The sequence below is a fragment of the Pseudomonas cerasi genome (genome assembly GCF_900074915.1).
Classification (GTDB): Bacteria; Pseudomonadota; Gammaproteobacteria; order Pseudomonadales; family Pseudomonadaceae; genus Aquipseudomonas; species Aquipseudomonas cerasi.
The window spans coordinates 3,359,731-3,378,952 of the sequence record NZ_LT222319.1; the positions used below are offsets into that span (position 1 = coordinate 3,359,731).

The 19,222-nt window shown below is 59.9% G+C and carries 16 protein-coding genes and 1 pseudogene; 12 read left to right on the top strand and 5 right to left on the bottom strand.

The window, feature by feature from the left end; all coding sequences use genetic code 11:
* Positions 1-263: 263 nt before the first annotated feature.
* From PCPL58_RS17435 to PCPL58_RS32745, 9 genes and pseudogenes are all read left to right on the top strand, one after another.
* The gene (locus PCPL58_RS17435; protein WP_024663487.1) at positions 264-719 is read left to right on the top strand and encodes a hypothetical protein; all 456 of its coding nucleotides are present in this window, start codon (positions 264-266) and stop codon (positions 717-719) included.
* Positions 720-1,014: 295 nt separating this feature from the next.
* On the top strand, positions 1,015-1,881 hold the full coding sequence (gene purU, locus PCPL58_RS17440) for a formyltetrahydrofolate deformylase (RefSeq protein ID WP_003346974.1): 867 nt from the start codon (positions 1,015-1,017) through the stop codon (positions 1,879-1,881).
* A complete protein-coding gene (gene folD, locus PCPL58_RS17445; RefSeq protein ID WP_065350029.1) occupies positions 1,878-2,780 on the top strand; it encodes a bifunctional methylenetetrahydrofolate dehydrogenase/methenyltetrahydrofolate cyclohydrolase FolD in 903 nt (300 codons plus the stop codon). The genes purU and folD overlap by 4 nt, the downstream gene beginning before the upstream one ends.
* A complete protein-coding gene (locus tag PCPL58_RS17450) occupies positions 2,762-4,003 on the top strand; it encodes an FAD-dependent oxidoreductase (protein WP_065350030.1) in 1,242 nt (413 codons plus the stop codon). The genes folD and PCPL58_RS17450 overlap by 19 nt, the downstream gene beginning before the upstream one ends.
* 13 nt (positions 4,004-4,016) lie before the next feature.
* On the top strand, positions 4,017-4,322 hold the full coding sequence (locus tag PCPL58_RS17455) for a sarcosine oxidase subunit delta (RefSeq protein WP_003367099.1): 306 nt from the start codon (positions 4,017-4,019) through the stop codon (positions 4,320-4,322).
* Positions 4,319-7,225: a 2Fe-2S iron-sulfur cluster-binding protein gene (locus PCPL58_RS17460; RefSeq protein WP_065350031.1), complete on the top strand. Its 2,907-nt coding sequence runs from the start codon at positions 4,319-4,321 to the stop codon at positions 7,223-7,225. The genes PCPL58_RS17455 and PCPL58_RS17460 overlap by 4 nt, the downstream gene beginning before the upstream one ends.
* 3 nt (positions 7,226-7,228) lie before the next feature.
* Positions 7,229-7,801, top strand: coding sequence for a sarcosine oxidase subunit gamma (locus tag PCPL58_RS17465; RefSeq protein WP_065350032.1), 573 nt, complete (start codon positions 7,229-7,231; stop codon positions 7,799-7,801).
* Between the two features lie 370 nt (positions 7,802-8,171).
* Positions 8,172-9,098 (top strand): annotated as a pseudogene (locus tag PCPL58_RS32740) (HAMP domain-containing protein); the annotation flags it as partial.
* Positions 9,099-9,227: 129 nt separating this feature from the next.
* A complete protein-coding gene (locus PCPL58_RS32745; protein ID WP_371124464.1) occupies positions 9,228-9,956 on the top strand; it encodes a methyl-accepting chemotaxis protein in 729 nt (242 codons plus the stop codon).
* Between the two features lie 104 nt (positions 9,957-10,060).
* On the opposite strand, the gene PCPL58_RS17475 is transcribed toward PCPL58_RS32745, so the two are convergent.
* Positions 10,061-10,951: a LysR family transcriptional regulator gene (locus PCPL58_RS17475; RefSeq protein WP_065350034.1), complete on the bottom strand. Its 891-nt coding sequence runs from the start codon at positions 10,949-10,951 to the stop codon at positions 10,061-10,063.
* Between the two features lie 108 nt (positions 10,952-11,059).
* Here PCPL58_RS17475 and PCPL58_RS17480 point away from each other — a divergent pair, with 108 nt between their 5' ends.
* From PCPL58_RS17480 to PCPL58_RS17490, 3 genes are all read left to right on the top strand, one after another.
* Positions 11,060-11,935, top strand: a complete 876-nt coding sequence (locus PCPL58_RS17480; RefSeq protein WP_065350035.1) for an MBL fold metallo-hydrolase — start codon at positions 11,060-11,062, stop codon at positions 11,933-11,935.
* Positions 11,936-12,056: 121 nt separating this feature from the next.
* Positions 12,057-12,455: a hypothetical protein gene (locus PCPL58_RS17485; RefSeq protein WP_003367095.1), complete on the top strand. Its 399-nt coding sequence runs from the start codon at positions 12,057-12,059 to the stop codon at positions 12,453-12,455.
* Between the two features lie 61 nt (positions 12,456-12,516).
* Positions 12,517-13,002 (top strand): GNAT family N-acetyltransferase, encoded by a 486-nt coding sequence (locus tag PCPL58_RS17490; protein ID WP_003367094.1) that lies wholly within the window; start codon positions 12,517-12,519, stop codon positions 13,000-13,002.
* A gap of 71 nt (positions 13,003-13,073) precedes the next feature.
* On the opposite strand, the gene PCPL58_RS32340 is transcribed toward PCPL58_RS17490, so the two are convergent.
* The 4 genes from PCPL58_RS32340 to PCPL58_RS17505 form a co-directional block, all read right to left on the bottom strand.
* Positions 13,074-13,199 (bottom strand): hypothetical protein, encoded by a 126-nt coding sequence (locus PCPL58_RS32340; RefSeq protein ID WP_083188418.1) that lies wholly within the window; start codon positions 13,197-13,199, stop codon positions 13,074-13,076.
* A 55-nt stretch (positions 13,200-13,254) separates the two neighbouring features.
* Complete coding sequence (locus tag PCPL58_RS17495) at positions 13,255-14,742, bottom strand: chemotaxis protein CheW (protein ID WP_044308321.1); 1,488 nt, start codon at positions 14,740-14,742, stop codon at positions 13,255-13,257.
* A complete protein-coding gene (locus PCPL58_RS17500) occupies positions 14,739-16,871 on the bottom strand; it encodes a methyl-accepting chemotaxis protein (protein WP_065350036.1) in 2,133 nt (710 codons plus the stop codon). Before PCPL58_RS17500 ends, PCPL58_RS17495 begins: the two co-directional genes overlap by 4 nt.
* A gap of 769 nt (positions 16,872-17,640) precedes the next feature.
* Positions 17,641-19,176 (bottom strand): amidase, encoded by a 1,536-nt coding sequence (locus PCPL58_RS17505; protein WP_065350037.1) that lies wholly within the window; start codon positions 19,174-19,176, stop codon positions 17,641-17,643.
* Positions 19,177-19,222 lie beyond the last annotated feature (46 nt).

Consider the following 19,222-nt stretch of genomic DNA (forward strand, 5'->3'; position numbering starts at 1 on the left):
GCATTTCCAGCTGCGGCGTCAATGAGTGGCCGAGTTCGGTCAAGTCATAGCAAACATGGTCGAAGCCTTGGTCAGGCAGTCAGGTTCAACCCAAGAGCCTGTCCACTAGAGATGTACAGAACCTTTTCAAGAGCCTGACCATGGAATGCGTGCGCGAATATACAATTTTGTACAAAATAGATACATCAATCTAAAGGCCCGCTGTTGCGGGCCGATAGGCGTACTAAACAAGACTCCACAAATCCTCCGGGACCGGAACCTCAATGAAAATCGCACCTTTCGACACCCCTCCGATCATGAATATTCAAGTCGTGAGCTCAACGCCAGCTTCGGTGACAGAAAGCTCCGCAGTATCCAGTGTTACACCTGCCGCTGTTAAGGTTCAGATCTCGAAGGAAGGTCAGGAAAAACTCGAAAGTGAAAGGAACGCGGACATCGATCGGTCCGGCCTGCCTGAGGACGTCAAGGAAGTCTTGAAAAACATCCGCAAGCTTCAGGATAAGATCGCTGAAAAGAACCAGGAATTGATGGAACTGCTGAACGACAAGACCCTGTCGGAAGATGAGAAGAAACGGCAGAGAGAGCTTTTGACGTCCACCATCAGGAGCATGCAATCCGCGTTGTCCCAAGCCATGAGCGCGCTGAATAACGCGATGTCGTCCAATAATATGGACTCCGATAGCCGTAGCCAGGCCAAGGGCCTGATCGGGATGAAATAGGCGTCACGCATTGACCGGGCCGTGAATATTTCCAGCGGGCGCAACGCTCCGCCGGAATAGCAGCTTGCCACTACAGTGAAATCCGGCGACCCCGCCCCCCCACAAGAAACCTGCAATATTCCCTTTAGTAAACAAAGTTTCCAGAAACCTCTGGACGCTGGATTTCCTTTCGCCTATAAAACAGCCTTAAAGAATATTAAATTCCTGTAGAGAATTTTATTCATCAACGAAAAACCTCTGCACCTGACCTTTTTCGCCCTGCGCCAAACTGCCGCTACCCTTCAGAGGACACGCCATGCAACACGAGAAGAACCATTTCATCCTGAAGATCAGCTGCCCGGCGACCTCCGGGATTGTCGCGGCGGTGACTTCCTACCTGGCTGGCAACAGCTGCTACATCGGTGAAATGGCCCAGTTCGACGATGAGTACAGCGGCACTTTTTTCATGCGTGCAGTGTTTCGCTTCAACGATGGTCATGAGGGCGACATCCAGCAGTTGAAAGCCGGCTTCGACGCCGTTGCCAACGACTTTGCCATGCAGTGGGAGCTACACGACACGCGCCGGCCGATGCGTGTGCTGCTGATGGTCAGCAAGTTCGATCACTGCCTGACCGACCTGCTGTACCGCTACCACAAGGGCGAAATGGACATGACCATCACCGCCATCGTGTCCAATCATCTTGACCTGCGACCGATGGCCGAACGTGAGGGGATTCGCTTCATCTACCTGCCCGTGACCCGAGAAACCAAGGCCGCGCAGGAAGCCGCACTGATGAAGGTGGTCGATGAAACCGGCACCGAGCTAGTAGTACTGGCGCGCTACATGCAGATTCTCTCCGACGACCTGTGCCAGCAACTGGCTGGCCGGGCGATCAATATCCATCATTCGTTTCTGCCGGGGTTCAAAGGCGCCAAGCCCTACCATCAGGCTTACGAGCGCGGTGTGAAGCTGATCGGTGCCACCGCGCACTACGTCACCAGTGACCTGGACGAAGGTCCGATCATCGAGCAGGAAGTGCAGCGCGTCGATCACGTCTATCTGCCTGCCGACCTGGTCGCGGCGGGACGCAATAACGAAACCATCGCGCTGTCGCGGGCCGTCAAATATCACCTGGAGCACCGCGTGTTTCTCAACACGGATCGAACGGTGGTGTTCCGATGAGCGCACACATCATCGACGGCAAGGCCGCCGCCGCTCGCGTTCTGCAACAGGTCAGACACGATGTGAACACCTTGAAGGTCGAAGGCATCGAACCGGCACTGGCGGTCATTCTGGTCGGTAATGACGCGGCCAGTGAGGTTTACGTACGCAACAAGATCCTGCGTGCCGAGGAAGCCGGCATTCGCTCGCTGGAACACCGCCTGCCGGCCGACAGCAGCCAGGCCCGCTTACTGGCGCTGATTGCCGATTTGAATGCCGACAACACGGTACACGGCATTCTCCTGCAACTGCCCTTACCCGCTCACATAGAAGAAAACCGCGTCCTGCAGGCTATCGATCCGGGCAAGGACGTAGACGGCTTTCACAGTGAAAACGTCGGTGGTCTGAGCCAGGGGCGCAACGTATTGACGCCCTGCACCCCCAGCGGCTGCCTGCACTTGCTCGAAGAAACCTGCGGCGATCTGAGCGGCAAGCATGCGGTGGTAATCGGTCGTTCCAACATCGTCGGCAAACCCATGGCCGCCCTGCTGCTGCAAGCGCACTGCTCGGTGACGGTGGTGCATTCGCGCAGTAATGATGCCAGGGCCTTGTGTCAGTTGGCCGACATCGTCGTGGCAGCGGTTGGCCGCCCGCGCCTGATAGATACCAGCTGGCTCAAGCGCGGCGCGGTGGTGATCGATGTCGGTATCAACCGCATCGACGACCACGGCCGTAGCCGCCTGGTGGGCGATGTGGACTTCGACAGCGCCATCGAAGTCGCCTCTGCGATCACGCCCGTTCCCGGCGGGGTCGGACCGATGACCATCGCTTTTCTGATGAAAAACACCGTTACTGCTGCCCGGCAGCAGGCCCACGCGCAACGCAGCCAATCGGAGGCCGTATGCCTTTCAACCTGTTGAAATACGGGCTCAGTTCGGAGTACCCGGTCGAGGTAGATCTGCCTGCGCCGAAGGAACTGAAGTCCTCCTACGACGTGGTGATCATCGGCGGCGGCGGGCATGGCCTGGCCACCGCCTACTACCTGTCGAAATACCACGGCATCACCAATATCGCCGTGCTGGAAAAAGGTTACCTGGGCGGCGGCAACACGGCGCGCAACACGGCGGTGATCCGCTCCAATTACCTGACCAGCGAAGGTGTGAAGTTCTATGCCGAGTCGGTGAAGATGTTTCAGGGCCTGTCCAACGAGTTCGACTTCAACATTATGTACTCCGAGCGCGGCCAACTGACCCTCGCGCATACCGATGCCACGGTCCGTTCGTTCCGCCAGCGCGCCGAGGTCAACAAGCATTTCGGCGGCCGCACCGAGATGATCGACCGCCAGCAGATCCGCGAACTGGTGCCGAGCCTCAATCTGGACCCCGGTCATCTGCCGGTGCTCGCCGGCCTGTGGCACATCGACGGCGGCACCGCCCGGCATGACGCGGTTGCCTGGGGCTACGCCAAGCAGGCGGCCAAGCGCGGTGTGGAGATTCATCAACTGACCGAAGTGCAGGAACTGGTGATCGAGAACGGCACCATCACTGCGGTGAAGACCAATCGCGGCACCATCCAGTGCGGCTGCGCCGTACAGGCGGTGGCGGGCATGAGTTCGCAGATGATGAAGAAGGCCGGGATTCGCTCGCCGATCCAGACCTTCCCGCTGCAGGCGATGGTCACTCAACCTTTCAAACCCTTTCTCGACCCGCTGGTGAGTTCGTCCGCCCTGCACTGCTATGTGCAGCAGACCAGCCGTGGCGAAGTGGTGTTTGGCGGCGGTTCTGATCCGTACCCGTTGTTCAACAGCCGCTCGACGCCGGACCTCAAGGAAAGCCTGCTGGCCCACGCCATCGAGATGTTTCCGTTTCTGGCCAACGCCAAACTGATGCGCCAATGGGCCGGGATCACCGACATGACCCCGGACTACAGCCCGATCATGGGCCTTTCCCCCGTCAGGAACTACTACCTCGATGCGGGCTGGGGCACCTGGGGCTTCAAGGCCACGCCGATCTGCGGCAAGACCATGGCAGAACTGGTGGCCAGCGGCGGCAAGGTGCCCGAGTTGATCAGGCCATTCGCGCTCGAACGCTTCTCAACCTTCCAGCAAGTCAACGAAATGGGCGCAACAGCGGCCAGCCACTGACGGAGAGCGACACATGAAAATCATGACCTGCCCGCTCAACGGGCCGCGCAACATCAGCGAGTTCACCTACGGCGGGGAATTCAAACACATGCCCGATCCGCAAACCTGCAGCGACAGCGAGTGGGCCGATTACGTGTTCAACAGTGAAGACACACTGGGCGTGGTGTGCGAGTGGTGGATGCACAACCCCTCCAGCTACTGGTTCCTGGCCGAGCGCCACACCGGCAGCGACGAGATCATCCGCACCTTCGACCCACGCGACCTGTTTACCGCACGTATCGACTTCGCCCCCCTCGCCTCCAAGGAGATCGCAGGATGACCACCCCCGCCCGCCTGCCCGCGCCCATGGGCCTGCTGATCGATCGCACCCGGCCGCTCACGTTCAGCTTCGATGGCAAAACCTATCAGGGCCTGCTGGGCGACAGTATCGCCAGTGCTCTGCTGGCCAACGGTCGCTTCCTGCTTTCGCGGTCGTTCAAGTACCACCGCCCGCGCGGCCCCCTGACCATGGCCGGGCAGGACGCCAACAGCCTGATCCAGTTGCCTCACGAGCCCAACGTAATGGCCGACACCGTTGCCCTGCAGGAAGGCTTGCAGGCCACCGGCCAGAACTTCAACGGCTCGCTGGACAACGACCGGGACGCGTACCTGGGCAAGTTCTCGAAGTTCATGCCGGTGGGTTTCTATTACCGCTCGTTCTACAAGCCCAAGGGCATGTGGAAAGTCTGGGAGCCGATCATTCGCAAGAAGGCCGGCCTTGGCGTGCTGGACCTGGCGTTCCAGCCCGAGTACTACGACAAGGCCTACCTGTTCACGGATCTGGCGGTGATCGGCGCGGGACCTGCCGGCTTGCAGGCAGCACTGAGCGCCGCCAATGCAGGCGCCAAGGTGTTGCTGATCGAACAGCAGCCCATTCTCGGCGGTTCGCTGGCCTATGCCCGCTTCGATGTCGACGGCCTGCGTGCCGAACAGCTGCGGCGTGAACTGGTCGCTGCGGTAGAAGCACATGACAATATCCAGGTGCTCAAGCAAGCGACCTGCAACGCATGGTTCACCGACAATTACCTGCCGGTGATTCAGGGCAAGCGTTTGTACAAGGTGCGCGCCACACACTGTCTGGTATGCAGCGGCTCGTTCGATCAGCCGGTGATTTTCCGTAACAACGACCTCCCTGGCGTCATGCTGACCAGCGCCGTACAGCGCCTGATCAAGTTGTACGCCGTCAAGCCCGGCAAACGCGCGGTAGTGCTGACCGGCAACGATGACGGTTACCTCGCCGCACTGGACTTGCACGATCAGGGCGTCGATGTGGTCGCAGTGGCCGACATGCGCAGCAGCCCGTCGGACCGGACGCTGCGGCTTGCGCTGGAGAAGCGCGGCATCGTCTGCCACATGAACACAACGGTCTATGAAGCGCTGCATGAGAAAGGCATGCGCCATGTGAGCGGTGCCGAGCTGCGCAAAATCACTGGCCAGGGTCAGGTGGCGAACAGCGGCTCGCGCGTCGACTGCGACCTGCTGTGTATGTCCGGCGGCTACATGCCGGTCTACCAGTTGTTGTGTCAGGCCGGCGGCAAGATGGCCTATGACGATCAGCAGGCCGAATTCGCCATCAGCAGCCTGCCGAAGAATCTTGGCATTGCAGGCTCGGTCAACGGTTACCACGCGCTGGACAACGTGCTGGCCGATGCTGCGCATGCTGCCGCCGGCGTGGTCACGGCACTGGGCCTGACATCGGCTGAAAGCCCTGCTCCGCTGCGCAGCGAAGCGCAGGTCAACTTCGCCTGGCCGATCTTCCCGCACCCTGACGGCAAGGATTTTGTCGATTTCGACGAAGACCTTCAGGTACGCGATATCGTCAATGCCACGCGCATCGGCTATCGCGACATCCAGTTGGTGAAACGCTATTCCACGGTAGGCATGGGCCCGTCACAGGGTCGTCATTCGGCACTGCCGACCGCGCGACTGGTGGCCGCTTCGACACAGCGCAGTATCAGTGAAACCGGCGTGACCACAGCCCGACCGCCCTTCGAGGCAGAAAAACTGGCACACGTTGCGGGCCGTGCCTTCGATCCGTATCGGCAGACGCCCATGCACCAGCGTCATGTGCAGGCCGGTGCGAAGATGATGCCGGCCGGGATCTGGCAGCGTCCGGCGTTCTATGGCAAAGCCTCGCAACGCGATGCCTGCATGCAGCAGGAAGCGCTGCACGTGCGTAACAAGGTCGGCATCATCGACGTGTCGACACTCGGCGGTCTGGACGTGCGCGGCCCCGATGCCGCCGAGCTGCTCAACCGCATGTATACCTTCGCCTTTCTGAAACAGCCGGTCGGGCGTTCGCGTTATGCGCTGATGACCAACGAACAAGGTGTGGTCATCGACGACGGCGTTTGCGCGCGCTTTGCCGAACAGCATTTCTACGTTACCGCCACCACCAGCGGCGTGGATCGCATTTATCAGCAGATGCTCAAGTGGAATGCCCAGTGGCGTCTGAACGTGGACATCACCAACGTCACGGCGGCCATTGCCGCGGTCAACGTGGCGGGTCCGGATTCACGCAAGGTGCTGGAGCAGGTCTGTACCGACCTTGATCTGTCTGCCGAAGGTTTCCCTTATCTTGGCGTGCGCCTGGGCACTGTTGCCGGTATCAAGGCGCGGCTGCTACGGGTCGGTTTCGTCGGCGAACTGGGCTACGAGATCCACGTCCCCGCTCGTCACGCGCTCAGGCTCTGGGATGCACTTGTCGAGGCTGGCAAGGTCTTCGACATGCGTCCGTTCGGCGTCGAGACGCAACGTCTGTTACGTCTGGAAAAAGGCCACGTCATCATCAGCCAGGACACCGACGGCATGACCCATCCGGCCGAAATCGACATGGGTTGGGCCGTCAGCCGGAGCAAACCTTTCTTCGTCGGCCGCCGCTCGGTGGACATCCTCGAAGCCCAGCCGCAAAAGCGCAAACTGGTTGGCTTCACCCTGCCCAAGGCCAGCCCGCTGCCGCTCGAGGGGCATCTGGTGCTCAAGGGCCCGGACATCAGTGGCAACGTGACGTCCTGCGAGTACTCCTCGACCCTGGGCATGATCATCGGCATGGCCTATGCCGCGTTCGACCAGAGCACACCCGGCCAGCAGATTCCGATCCGCGTCGAAGATGGCGTGGTGGTTCAGGCAACCGTCGTGAAACTGCCCTTCTTCGACCCTGAAAACCAGCGCCAGGAGCTCTGACCCATGACCAGCCTTCTCCAGAACAGTCCTCTCGGCGCCAACGCGCGCGCCTTGTGCACGCTGCAAGACCTGACCGATCGGCCACGCGTGGGATTTCGCGGTACGCAAAGCGCTGACTACCTGACGGCAAGCGGCTTCAACCTGCCCGAGGCACCGAACCGCGCTGTCACACAGGCGGACGGCAGCCACGTCGCGCGCCTTTCACAGACCGAATACCTGCTGCTGGGCAGCCCGCACGATGACGGGCAGCGCATCGCCGATGAAGAAGCTCGCTGGGAGCTCGACCACAGCGCCAATTACCTGCTGCCTCGCGAAGACAGCCATGCCTGGCTGCAACTGAGTGGCGCGTGCATCGCCGAGGTGATGGCCAAACTGTGTGGCGTGGATCTGCGCCCCGAAGCGTTTGCGACAGGTTCGGTGGCGCAGACCTCGGCAGCGCGCATCAATGTGATCTTCATCAACCTCGGCGCGCAGGCTGAACCCTGTTTCCAGATCCTCTTCGATCGGGCTTCACTGGCTTACTTCAAGGACGCGATGCTGGATGCCATGACCGAGTTTGGGGGGCGCCTCTCATGAACAACGGGTTACTGCTTCGGTGAATAAAGGCCGTTTCGTGCTCATGAACGACAACAAGTGTCTGTTACCGTCAAGCCGCCTAAAGAATGCTGGCAAAAAGTCGTTGACCTCTTGGTAGACCATAAGAGCGACCCTCAGCTCAATGCCTCGGGTCGCAGACTGCATCCATGCAGCACCCGACACTTGCGGCAGTAACACGCCCCCCGGAGCTCAAATGAATATCAAACAGAAATTGACGTGGGCGTTCGCAGTCATTGCGTGCTTGCCCATATTAGTCGTCGCCGCCATCGTGGTCGTGAACCTGCGCGACAAGGCGACCAGTGATTTCGTGGACGGTAGCGCACGTGAGATTCGCCAGGTCGACAATGCCATGCAGCTGTTTTTCGACGGCATTACGCAGAACGTCAATTACATCGCGGCGCACCCGCTGATCGCCGGGGCGAGCGATGATTTCCGCAACTACATGGGCGCCACGCCTCCCCCGCAGTCCGAGAATGACAGGCAGGCGACCGAGCTGTTCGCCAATATCGCCAAGGCTCACCCGGCCTACTCCTACGTTTCTTATGGTCTGATCAACGGCAGCTACATCATGACGCCGGAAGACCCGAAAATGAGCAACTACGACCCGCGTGTGCGGCCGTGGTACAAGACGGCGATGGCCAATGCCGGCAAAACCGTGCGCAGCGACGCCTATTACTGGGCCAACGACGACGCGGTGCTGGTCAGTACCATCCGGGCGATTCCCAATAAACTGGGCAACCCTGGTGGCGTGGTCAATATCGACGTATCGCTCAAGCAACTGACCAACATCGTCAAGCAGATCAAGCTCGGCGAAAGCGGCTATCTGATGCTGATGGAAAAGAACGGCACCGTGCTGGTCGATCCCAAACAGCCCGAGCATAACTTCAAGAAACTGGGAGAACTGGGCGACGGCTTCAGCGATTTGGCGAAAACCGCCAGTGGTCTGGTCGAGGTGACACTCAACGGCGAGCGTTACATGGCCAATGTGTACTCGTCCGAGCAACTGGGCTGGAACTTCATCGGCCTGATCAAACAGGACGAAGTGATGGCCTCGGCCACCCGCCTGACCTGGTTGATCGGCGTCATCGCGGTGGTGCTGGCGGTTGTCTTTGCGATTGTCGGGGCCAGTTTTGCCCGGGTCATCGTGCGCCCGATTCACAGCGTGTCCAGCGGCCTGGAAGGTATTGCAGGCGGTGAAGGCGACCTGACCCAGAACCTCGCCGTGCGCGGCAAGGATGAAACTGCGCAGTTGGCTGGCTGGTTCAACAAGTTCCTGACCGCGATCCGCAGCCTGATTCAGCACATCGGTCAGGCGGCCGGGAAGATTCTCGAAGCCTCACACAGCTCGACACGTGTCTCCAACGACATGGCCGAAGCTGCTGGCCGGCAGCGCGAAGCGGTGGACATGGTCTCCACGGCGTTTCATGAAATGGTCGCCACCTCCAATGAAGTCGCCCGTTCCTGCAGCCAGGCCGCAGACTCGGCCGACAGCGGCCAGCAACAGGCGCGTGAAGGTCAGCGGCAGATCGATGATGCGGTGCGCAGCGTCGACCAGCTCAGCGAAGAACTCACCCGCTCGGCCAAGGACATGACGCAACTGGAAAAGGACAGCGCAGGCATTCAGTCGATCCTCAATACTATCCGTTCGATCGCCGAGCAGACCAACCTGCTGGCCCTCAACGCGGCCATCGAAGCAGCACGTGCAGGCGAACAGGGGCGCGGCTTCGCCGTCGTAGCCGACGAAGTCCGCGCACTGGCCAAACGCACCTCGGACTCGACCGCAGAAATCGACAGCCTGCTGGGCAACCTGGCCAAACGCACTGCCTCGGTGGCGCAACAGATGCATGCCAGCCTCGACGTATCGCAGCAATCGGTGACCAAGATCGGGCAGGCACGCAGCAGCTTCGGGCAGATTCGTGAGTCAGTGGATGTGATTCGCGACATGAACACCCAGATCGCAACCGCTGCCGAGGAGCAGCATCAGGTGGCCGAAGACATCAACCGGCACATCAGCCAGATCCATGGCGACGCCCAGTTGATCGCCGAACTCTCGGACTCGGCCCGCGCGGATTCCAGAAGCCTGGAGATCCTGTCAAGCGAGCTGGACGGCCTGGTGCGCAAGTTCAAGACCTGATCCTGCCTATGCGGAGCGTGAGGAACGATGGGCGTCTGTGTCTTCCTATCGTGCCCATGCTCCGCGTGTTCTGGACGCTCTGAGTCCTGTCCACAGCAGGAGATCTAACCTCCACCCCTCTCAAACCATTCAGTCAGAAAATCCAGAAAAGTGCGCAGCGTTGCCGACTGATGGTGCCTTGAGGTGTAGATCGCGTGTATCCCCAAAGCCCGTGGCTGGTACTCCGGCATCAGGGCGATCAGCTTGCCGCTCGCCATCAGCGGCGCCGCCGAATGCACCGGTTGCAGGCTGACACCGGCGCCAGCCACTGCGGCCTCCAGCAGCACCACTGAATCGTTGGCACTGAGGTTGCCGCCGACCGGCACACTGAGCGGCATCTGCTGGCGGGTAAACTCCCACAGGCTTTTGCCGAAGTACGAATAGGTCAGGCAGTTGTGAGCAGACAGTTCCTGCGGCCTGGACGGTGTGCCGTGCACGGCGAGATAGGCCGGAGAAGCACACACCACCGAAGCGCACTGCCCCAGCGGACGGGCAATGACATTGGGGTCCAACTGATTGGTGATGCGGATCGCCAGATCGATTCGCTCGCTGACCAGATCCACGGCCTCGTTACCGATAAGCAGGTCTGCCGAGGTGTCGGGATAGCGTTGCAGGTAAGCCGTCACCGCGGGTGCCAGAACGGCCTGGGCCAGTGACTGCGAACAGGCGATACGCAGCATGCCGCGTGGCTCGTCGACTTGCGTATCGGCTGCCAGTGGCACCGCGTCGGCCAGCTCGACCAGTTGCTGACACCGCAACAAGGTCACTTGCCCTGGGGCGGTCAAGCCGAGCTTGCGCGTAGTCCGGTGCAGCAGTCGCGCTCCGGCCCAGCTTTCCATCTGCGCCAGATAACGCGTGACCATGGCCCTAGACATATCCAGCGCCTCGGCGGCGGCGATGAGGCTGCCCCTCTCGTTAATGGCGATGAATACCCGTGCAGCTATGATCCGATCCACAATTCGTCCGATATAAGCAATCAATAGTTGCCAATACTGAGGCTTTTGTTTCACTTGAGGCAACCTAAGATAACGACCTCAGCCCTGTCCAAACAAAGGTCGTATCCCATGCCGCGCAAATCCCTGCTTGCCCTGTCCTTCGCCGCTCTGTTCCCTCTCGCAGCCCAGGCCGCCGCTCCCTTGGCGATCGAGGTATACCACCCGGCTGAAAAAGCCGTCTTCCCGGTTTCATCCGAACTGATCACCGGCAAGCATGACGCGGTGCTCATCGATGCGCAGTTCCAGCGCAACGACGCCGAGGCCCTGGTGCAAAAGATCAAGGCCAGCGGCAAGCAACTCACCACCGTCTACATCAGCCACAGCGACCCGGACTACTACTTCGGTCTGGACGTCATCAAAGCCGCGTTCCCCGAAGCGAAGATCGTCGCCAGCGCGCCTACCGTGAAGGCGATCAAGGCTTCGATGCAGGGCAAACTCGCCTACTGGGGCCCGATTCTCAAGGACAATGCGCCAACCAGCCTGGTTGTGCCGGAAGAGCTCAAGGACGACCACCTGACGCTTGAAGGCCAACCATTGCAGATCAAAGGCCTTAACGGCCCGGCACCCGAGCGCAGTTACGTATGGATTCCCTCCCTCAAGGCAGTGGTTGGCGGTGTCGTGGTCTCCAGCGGCATCCATGTCTGGGTCGCTGACACGCAAAGCCCGAAATCGCGTCAGGACTGGCTCGCGACACTCAAAGGCATCGAGGCGCTGAAACCGGCCACCGTAATTCCGGGTCATTACCTGGGCAAGATTCCGTCAGGCACCCAGGCTGTGACATTCACCGCCGACTACCTGAAGTCCTTCGAAGAACAGGCCGCCAAAGCCAAGGATTCCACCACCCTGATCGACGCCATGCACAAAGCCTGGCCGCAACTGGCCGAACCGGCTTCGCTGGAGATGAGTGCAAAAGTCATCAAGGGCGAGATGAAATGGCCGAATTGATCCGGAACCTGTAAGGCCTCGGCGAGGCGGCGCGAATATCGCAGTGGACGGACTTTTACGTGCGCTGCGGACACGCACGGAGGTATGGTCAGACGCCCTTGTCAGTCGTTATGCTGCGCCCATGAACGCCCCTCTGAAAATCCGTAACCCCTGTCCGCCCGGCGCTTGCGACTGCAAGCGCGAGCTGCTGGATGCGGAAGGTGCAGACCTGCGGATTCTGCTGCTGTCCCGCGACGCAGAAAAAACCCTGCTGGATCGCCTGGAGCGTATCGAAAGTCTGGAAGATCTGGAGCACATGCAGCGCAAGATTTTCCAGCAACTGGGCGTGCGTGTCGACGTCGCGCCGGGCTTCAATGAAGTGCGCACCATGCGTGGCATCAGCATTGTCGTCGAGGAAAAGGTCGGGCTGTGTCGCAAGACGCGTCAATCGATACCTGCCGCCATCCGCCGCGCCCTGGAAGCACGTCCACAGATCGCCTATCAGTTGCTCAACGCCAACGACCTGCTGCGTGACGCCTGACTATCGAGCGCCTGGCGAGTGCGGCTATCATGCTGCGCCCATTAGCCAAGGATTGCCCTCCGTGTCCCTCGAAATCCGTCCAGCCACTGCCTCTGATGCCAGTCAGATTCTGACGTTCATTACCGAACTTGCCATCTATGAACGCGCAGGGCATGAGGTCAAGGCCAGTACCAACGACATTCAACGCAGCCTGTTCGCCGACAACGCACCGGCCAGGGCGCTGATGTGCCTGCATGACGGCCAACCCATTGGCTATGCCGTTTATTTCTACAGTTACTCGACCTGGCTGGGACGCAACGGCGTGTATCTGGAAGACCTGTACATCACTCCTGAGAAGCGCAGCATCGGTGCCGGACGCGCACTGCTTCGACATATCGCTCGCGAAGCGGTAGCCAACGATTGTGGTCGCCTGGAGTGGAGCGTGCTGGACTGGAACGAGCCAGCCATCAAGTTCTACGAAGCGATCGGCGCTGCGCCGCAAAGTGAATGGGTTCGCTACCGGATGGAGGGTGCCGGGCTGCTGGACTTCGCCAAAGGCGGCGATTGAAGCACAAAGGCCTGACACGAAAACGCCCGGCCTGTGTGGGCCGGGCGTTTAAGAAAAGCATTCAACAGCGGTCAGCAAACCCCAGGCGGGATGCCGTCCTTGTTGAAGTCTTTCAGGCGTTCCTTTTCTTCGGGCGTCGAGTGCGAGGGCACGTCGCTTTGCGGTTCCGGTTTTTTCTCGTCTTTCTTGTCAGTCATGGTCGTTGACTCCGCTGGTGAACACTCAAATAAGGCCACGCGCGGAGCATTCGGTTCAGACTGATTGCACACTGCGGCGCTGATCAACGTTGCATTCCAACTGTCGGGCCAGGCCCTGCAGATCAAGCAGGGTCGCACGCCAACTGCGCTCCTGACTGCCGACGCTGACCAGCGAGCGGACCCGGTCATTGACCGAAATGCCCTTGCCAGTACTGGCTTGCCAGCCTTGTTCCAGCATGGCCGGATCGAACTGATTGAACGCGTCGATCGCATCGACGCGGTTCACTGCAAAACCGAAGCACAGCCGCTCGCCACGCACGATCAATACACGCGACGCTTCGCCCTGGACCTGTGCGCCTTCGCCCAGCAGACTGCTCAGGCAGATCAGCGGCACCTGTTCGCCGCGCAGATTGAACTGTCCCAGCAAATGCGTTTCCGGCTGCGACAGGCCGATCAATTGCTGCGGCATGCTCATGATCTCCACGATCTGGCTCAACGGTGCCACGAAGCGGGTCGGCGCATCGAACAGCAGGCAGGCGTGGCGCAGCATGGCCTTGGTCACATCGTGCGAGGCCTGGGCAGGTTTGACGTCGTGCTGGTAAACCTGGGTGTAGCTTTTGACTTCCGGGCGCTGCAACAGCATCGGATGATCGAGCAACAAGGCCTGCTGCCCCTCTTCCAGGTTCATTACCCCGGCCAGCAGCTCTGGGTGCGGCAGGCCATAATGCGGTGCCGCCAACAGGCTGTCCGGATCCTGACGCTGAATGGCGACCATGCGGTCGTAGCCAAACCCGCACACCCGCCCGTCCGGCGCAGTCAACAGCAGCAACTGCGGCTTGGACGTCTGACGCTGGTGGTCCAGGCCAAGCACTTCTGACAGGTTGAGCGCCGGGACCTTGGTGCCACGCACCGAGGTGACGCCGAAGCAGCAGTCACTGGCAAAATCCGACGCCGTGATCTCGGGATCGTCCACCAACTCGGTCACAACGCTCGCATCGATACAGAAGTTGCGGCCGTCGCACTCAAACACCAGGTAATGCAGCAAGCGGCCCTTGGCGGCCAGTGCCTCGTCCTTGAGCACTTGCGCGCTCGGATCGGCAGCGAACATCACGCCTGGCAAACCACTCATGAAGTCGAGGTCAAGCTTGTAGATCATCCGCGACTCTTCGGCGCCGAGCAGCAGAGAGGGCAGCAAGCCGACACCGCTGCCCGCTGGTCCCAGTGGACTGAACTGAGAATCACGGGCCTTGAGAATGTCGCACACAGCGTCAATCGCCAGCCCGAGGTATCCACCGCCGTACTTGAGAATCGCCACCAGTGGCGTCGGCGAAGACATATCGCCGCCCTCCGCCAATTGAGCCCGCAGGTCGACCAATGGCACCGGTTTGCCACGCAAGGTAAATACCCCACGCAGCGCTCCCCGTGTCAATGGATGGGGATGCAGATCAGCAGGCCAGTGCACGGCCTCCATCAACGCATCGGCAACCACCGCCAGATACACACCGTTGATCTGCACGACGCCATAGGCATTCAGGCTGCTCATGCAGGTTGTCCGATGGATACCTTGTCCAGAGTCTGGGTGTAGCCGGTCAGGTTGGCTTTATGCAGCTCGACGATCAGTGTCTCGACTTCCTGCGCCGACAGACGTTGCTTCTCTGTCGCCGTGTTGATCCCGTCAATCGCCTGAGTGGTCTGCATCACGCCTTCCACGATGTGTTCGAAAGCTTCGCCCGCACTGCGCGAAATCTCGTTGCCCGACTCGATCCGGCTGACCGTTTCCAGAATCAGCTTGTTGATTTCCTTGGTCGCACGCGAAGACTTCTCGGCCAGCTTGCGCACCTCGTCGGCGACTACCGAAAAGCCCAGGCCATGTTCACCGGCCCTGGCTGCTTCGATAGCCGCGTTGAAGGCCAGCATGTTGGTCTGACTGGCGATCTCGCTGATCACCTGAATAATGTCCTGAATACCCTCGGCGGACTTGGCAATCATGTCCATCGCGTCGGAGGCCTTGACCAGCGTCTGCGAACCGGTGCTGGCCTGCTCACGCGTCATTCTGGCCAGATCGGTGGCCGTCTCGGTACTCTGTGCCACATAGGAAATGGCATTCATCAGTGCTTTCACCGACTCGCCCATGGCGCGTGTCTTGGCCTCTATCGCCTGTTCCATCTCGACCTGACGGGTAATGTCAGTAGCGAATTTCACCACTTTGAACGGCAAGCCGTCGTGGTCGAAAATCGGGCTGTACGTCGCCTGAATCCAGATTTTCTGCCCGTATTTGCTGACGCGCATGAAGCGCCCGGAGTAGAACTCGCCCTGCCCCAGCCCGTGCCAGAATTCACGGTACTCGGTGCCGCGCACGTATTCTTCCTCACAGAAGATACGGTGGTGCTTGCCTTTGATTTCCTGAAGGCCATAACCCAGCGCTTTGAGGAAGTTGGCATTGGCGGTGATGATGTTGCCGGCCATGTCGAATTCGATGACGGCCTGGGCGCGGTCGATGGCATTCACCTTGCCCTGGTCCTCGACGCTGGTTTCCTTGGCATCTGTCACGTCGAGCGCGAATTTGACGATCTTGTAGGGTTTGCCCTGCGCATCGAAAATCGGGTTGTAGGTGGCCTGAATCCAGATCTCCTTACCGTCCTTGCGCTTGCGCTTGTATTCGTTGGCGTCGTACTCGCCGCGCCCCAGCTTCTCCCAGAGCTCACGATACTGCAGGCTGCTGACAAATTCCTCGGAGCAGAACATGCGGTGGTGCTCGCCGACGATTTCATCGAGCTCGTAGCCAAATACCGCCAGAAAATTGCGGTTGGCATGCAGCACCTTGCCCGTCAGATCGAATTCGATCACCGCCTGAGAACGTTCAATGGCTGTCACCTTGCCCGCGGACTCAGCCTGACGAATGCGGCTCTCGGTCACATCGTTGGCGAACTTCACGACCTTGTAAGGACGACCATCCGGGTCGAATATCGGGTTGTAAGTGGCGCTGATCCACAACTCGCGACCGTTCTTGCCGATGCGCTTGTATTCGCCGGAGTCATACTCGCCACGTTCGAGCTTGGCCCAGAAGGCACGATAGGCCGGACTGTTCAGGTAGTCGTCTTCGCAGAACATGCGATGGTGCTGACCCTGAATCTCGTCCAGACGATAACCCAGGACCTTGAGAAAGTTTTCGTTGGCGGTGAGCACGCGACCGTTAAGGTCGAATTCGATGACACCCTGCGAGCGATCGATGGCCGCAACCTTGCCTTCGTACTCAGCATTGGACTTGCGCTGCGCAGTCACGTCCGTGGCGAACTTCACCACCTTGAACGGATTGCCTTGCTCGTCAAACACCGGGTTATAAGTGGCCTGCAACCAGATCTCGCGCCCGTTCTTGCCCAGGCGCTTGTACTGCCCTTCGTCGAAAGCGCCCTTGCCCAGTTTTTCCCAAAACGTCGCGTATTCGACGCTGGACGCATATTCCGGCGTGCAGAACATACGGTGATGCCGACCCTGGACCTCATCCAGCCGATAACCGACGCAATCCAGAAAATTGGTATTGGCCCGCAGGATATTGCCTTCAAGATCGAACTCGATCATCGCCTGGGAACGGTCAATGGCCGTCAACAGCGATTGAAGATCAAGTTCCAGCCCGGCCCGGTCCCTGTAGGTGCTTTCAATTGTGGTCGACATGTGGAAGTACTCTGCGAGTAAGCATCTGTGGAAGTATTGTTATAAAGCCCCGGTCTCTGCGAGCCCTGTCAGACACACCGATGTGCGGACTATGGAGGCTGCCGGTCAAGCCGGTTAATCGTCTTTTTCAATGCCTTCCATAGCGCAAACCGTCAGTTCATCAGCGCCGATGGAACGACTGATCCCAGTTGGGATATAGCTACAGCATTAACATCGGCATCAATTGGAACAGCTTTAGGGCCGGCGGGTCGCCACTACACAGATACGTATCCTTTGGCCCAGCCGGTGGTCGGCCAAGAGCGCTTCGTGCATCACGCCTTTACCCGCTTTGAACACCTCGCCGCTATCAAGAGTAAAACCAGATGACGAGAATCACGGCGCCAGTCCAGCCCAGGGTCAGCAAAAAGGAAAGTCCAGCAAGACGTGGATCCATGGAACTCCTGTTCTACAAGACTTGGGTAAACAGAGCGCTGCATACGTAGGCCTATATCGGCCGGATCACCGACATATCAATTATTTTCGTCACCTTGAAATCTGTAGACGTGCAGGTTTTGCCCAGGATCAATAGTTGTTCGTTGCGACCCGATCAGGTACTTGAGCAAGGCGTAGACCTGGCCGTGAGGTGCTGATAACCAAGGTCGGGGATGACGTACAGGTCGCCAGTGCGTTATCCGCAACCGATTTGCTGTACAAGGCGCGAAGTGTGGAGGTGTCACGGGTGCATACACACTCACCTCGAGTAATGTATGCCCCCGTTCAAACGCTGAACTCAAACACCCGGCGGCGTTGGAAACGCTCCGCGAGCGGTTTCATAAGCCTGCGCGACACGCAACGCCAGGGCATCCTTGAAGCGCGGCGCGACGATCATCATGGCGACCGGCAGTCCGTCGGCCAGACCGGCCGGTATCGACGTGGCCGGGTGGCCGGTCAGGTCGAACGGTGCGGTGTTGGCCAGCATGTTCAACGCGCTATGCACGTACTCTTCAATTGGCGCGTCGGCGGCGGTCAGCGTGGTGGCCACGAACGGCATGGTCGGCATGACCAGCACGTCGAACTGCTTGAAGGCTTCATCGTATTGACGGGTCAGCTCTGGCACCAGCATCCGCGCCTTGGCGTAGTACGCACCGTGCTGGTTTTTCAGGCTGTAATGCCCGGTCAGCGCCACGGCACGCACGCTGCTGGATAACGCATTGGCGTGTTCGCGACGCTTGGCACCGAAGTAACTCATGATCTCGGGGTCGTAATAGCCGTCGACATTCATGCCATAACCGTTGCCTTGCAGCATCTGGTACGCCGCGCCATCGGTGGCGATGACATTCCACATGTCCAGCGCCACCCCGCGGTGCCACGGCGCACTGGCGTCACCGACCGTCGCACCGAGACTTTCCAGCTGAGCCACGGCGGCGCGAACCAGTGCGTCAACCTGCGGCTCGGACATGCCGGGAATCGCGAAGCCTTCACTCAGCAGGCCTATTTTCAGGCCCGCAACGCCTTGATCGAGGGTCGCGACGCAACTGACGGCTGGCGGGTTTTTCTGCCTTGAGTCGAGCCCGTCGGCGCCGGCGATCACATCGAGCATGATTGCGCAGTCGCGCACGTTATTGGCCATCGGGCCGACATGGTCGATGGTCCGTTCAATCGGGAAGGCGCCGGTGTAAGGCACCAGGCTATAGGTGGGCTTGTGTCCGACGATGCCGCTCCACGCCGACGGCATGCGGATCGATCCACCCTGATCGCCACCGATGGCCATGTCCACTTCCTGCAGGGCGACCAGCACGGCACTGCCGCTGGATGAACCGCCGGCGTTACGGGTCAGGTCCCAGGGGTTTTTCACCGCGCCGGTGGCCGAGGTAAAACTGGCGCCGGAGAAACACAGGTCTTCGCACACCGACTTGCCGATGACCGTCGCTCCGGCGGCCAGCAGACGCTTGACCACCGTGGCGTCTTCGGACGGCACGTAACCGTCAAGGCTCAGTGAGCCGTTGGCCATCGGTACGCCGGCCACTGAGACGTTGTCCTTGATGACCACCGTTCTGCCCGCCAACGGGCCACTGGCAGCACCGGCAATGTGGGTCTTGACGTACCAGGCACCGTACGGGTTCTCGGCGGCAGCCGGTTTGCTGTGTTCGCGCAACGGCGCAGGCTGGGCGACATGGGCAGCGTACAGGGCATCAATGGCTTCGTAGGAACCCAGGGTTTCGTCTGCAAGACTGAGGAACGACTCCATCTGGCTGTCTGACAGGTCGTAGCCATGGTCCTGGGCGGCAATCAGAAAGTCGGCTTTGCTGGGGCGTTTTACGGACATGGTGTTCTCCAGATAACGGTAAGGACAGCCCGGGTTCAGGCCGTCA

What these genes read in the sequence shown, in the direction of transcription:
- PCPL58_RS17435 (WP_024663487.1), top strand. Translation starts at nt 264, where the DNA reads ATGAAAATCGCACCTTTCGACACCCCTCCGATCATGAATATTCAAGTC.
- purU (WP_003346974.1), top strand. Translation starts at nt 1,015, where the DNA reads ATGCAACACGAGAAGAACCATTTCATCCTGAAGATCAGCTGCCCGGCG.
- folD (WP_065350029.1), top strand. Translation starts at nt 1,878, where the DNA reads ATGAGCGCACACATCATCGACGGCAAGGCCGCCGCCGCTCGCGTTCTG.
- PCPL58_RS17450 (WP_065350030.1), top strand. Translation starts at nt 2,762, where the DNA reads ATGCCTTTCAACCTGTTGAAATACGGGCTCAGTTCGGAGTACCCGGTC.
- PCPL58_RS17455 (WP_003367099.1), top strand. Translation starts at nt 4,017, where the DNA reads ATGAAAATCATGACCTGCCCGCTCAACGGGCCGCGCAACATCAGCGAG.
- PCPL58_RS17460 (WP_065350031.1), top strand. Translation starts at nt 4,319, where the DNA reads ATGACCACCCCCGCCCGCCTGCCCGCGCCCATGGGCCTGCTGATCGAT.
- PCPL58_RS17465 (WP_065350032.1), top strand. Translation starts at nt 7,229, where the DNA reads ATGACCAGCCTTCTCCAGAACAGTCCTCTCGGCGCCAACGCGCGCGCC.
- PCPL58_RS32745 (WP_371124464.1), top strand. Translation starts at nt 9,228, where the DNA reads ATGGTCTCCACGGCGTTTCATGAAATGGTCGCCACCTCCAATGAAGTC.
- PCPL58_RS17480 (WP_065350035.1), top strand. Translation starts at nt 11,060, where the DNA reads ATGCCGCGCAAATCCCTGCTTGCCCTGTCCTTCGCCGCTCTGTTCCCT.
- PCPL58_RS17485 (WP_003367095.1), top strand. Translation starts at nt 12,057, where the DNA reads ATGAACGCCCCTCTGAAAATCCGTAACCCCTGTCCGCCCGGCGCTTGC.
- PCPL58_RS32340 (WP_083188418.1), bottom strand. Translation starts at nt 13,199, where the DNA reads ATGACTGACAAGAAAGACGAGAAAAAACCGGAACCGCAAAGCGACGTG.
- PCPL58_RS17495 (WP_044308321.1), bottom strand. Translation starts at nt 14,742, where the DNA reads ATGAGCAGCCTGAATGCCTATGGCGTCGTGCAGATCAACGGTGTGTAT.
- PCPL58_RS17500 (WP_065350036.1), bottom strand. Translation starts at nt 16,871, where the DNA reads ATGTCGACCACAATTGAAAGCACCTACAGGGACCGGGCCGGGCTGGAA.
- PCPL58_RS17505 (WP_065350037.1), bottom strand. Translation starts at nt 19,176, where the DNA reads ATGTCCGTAAAACGCCCCAGCAAAGCCGACTTTCTGATTGCCGCCCAG.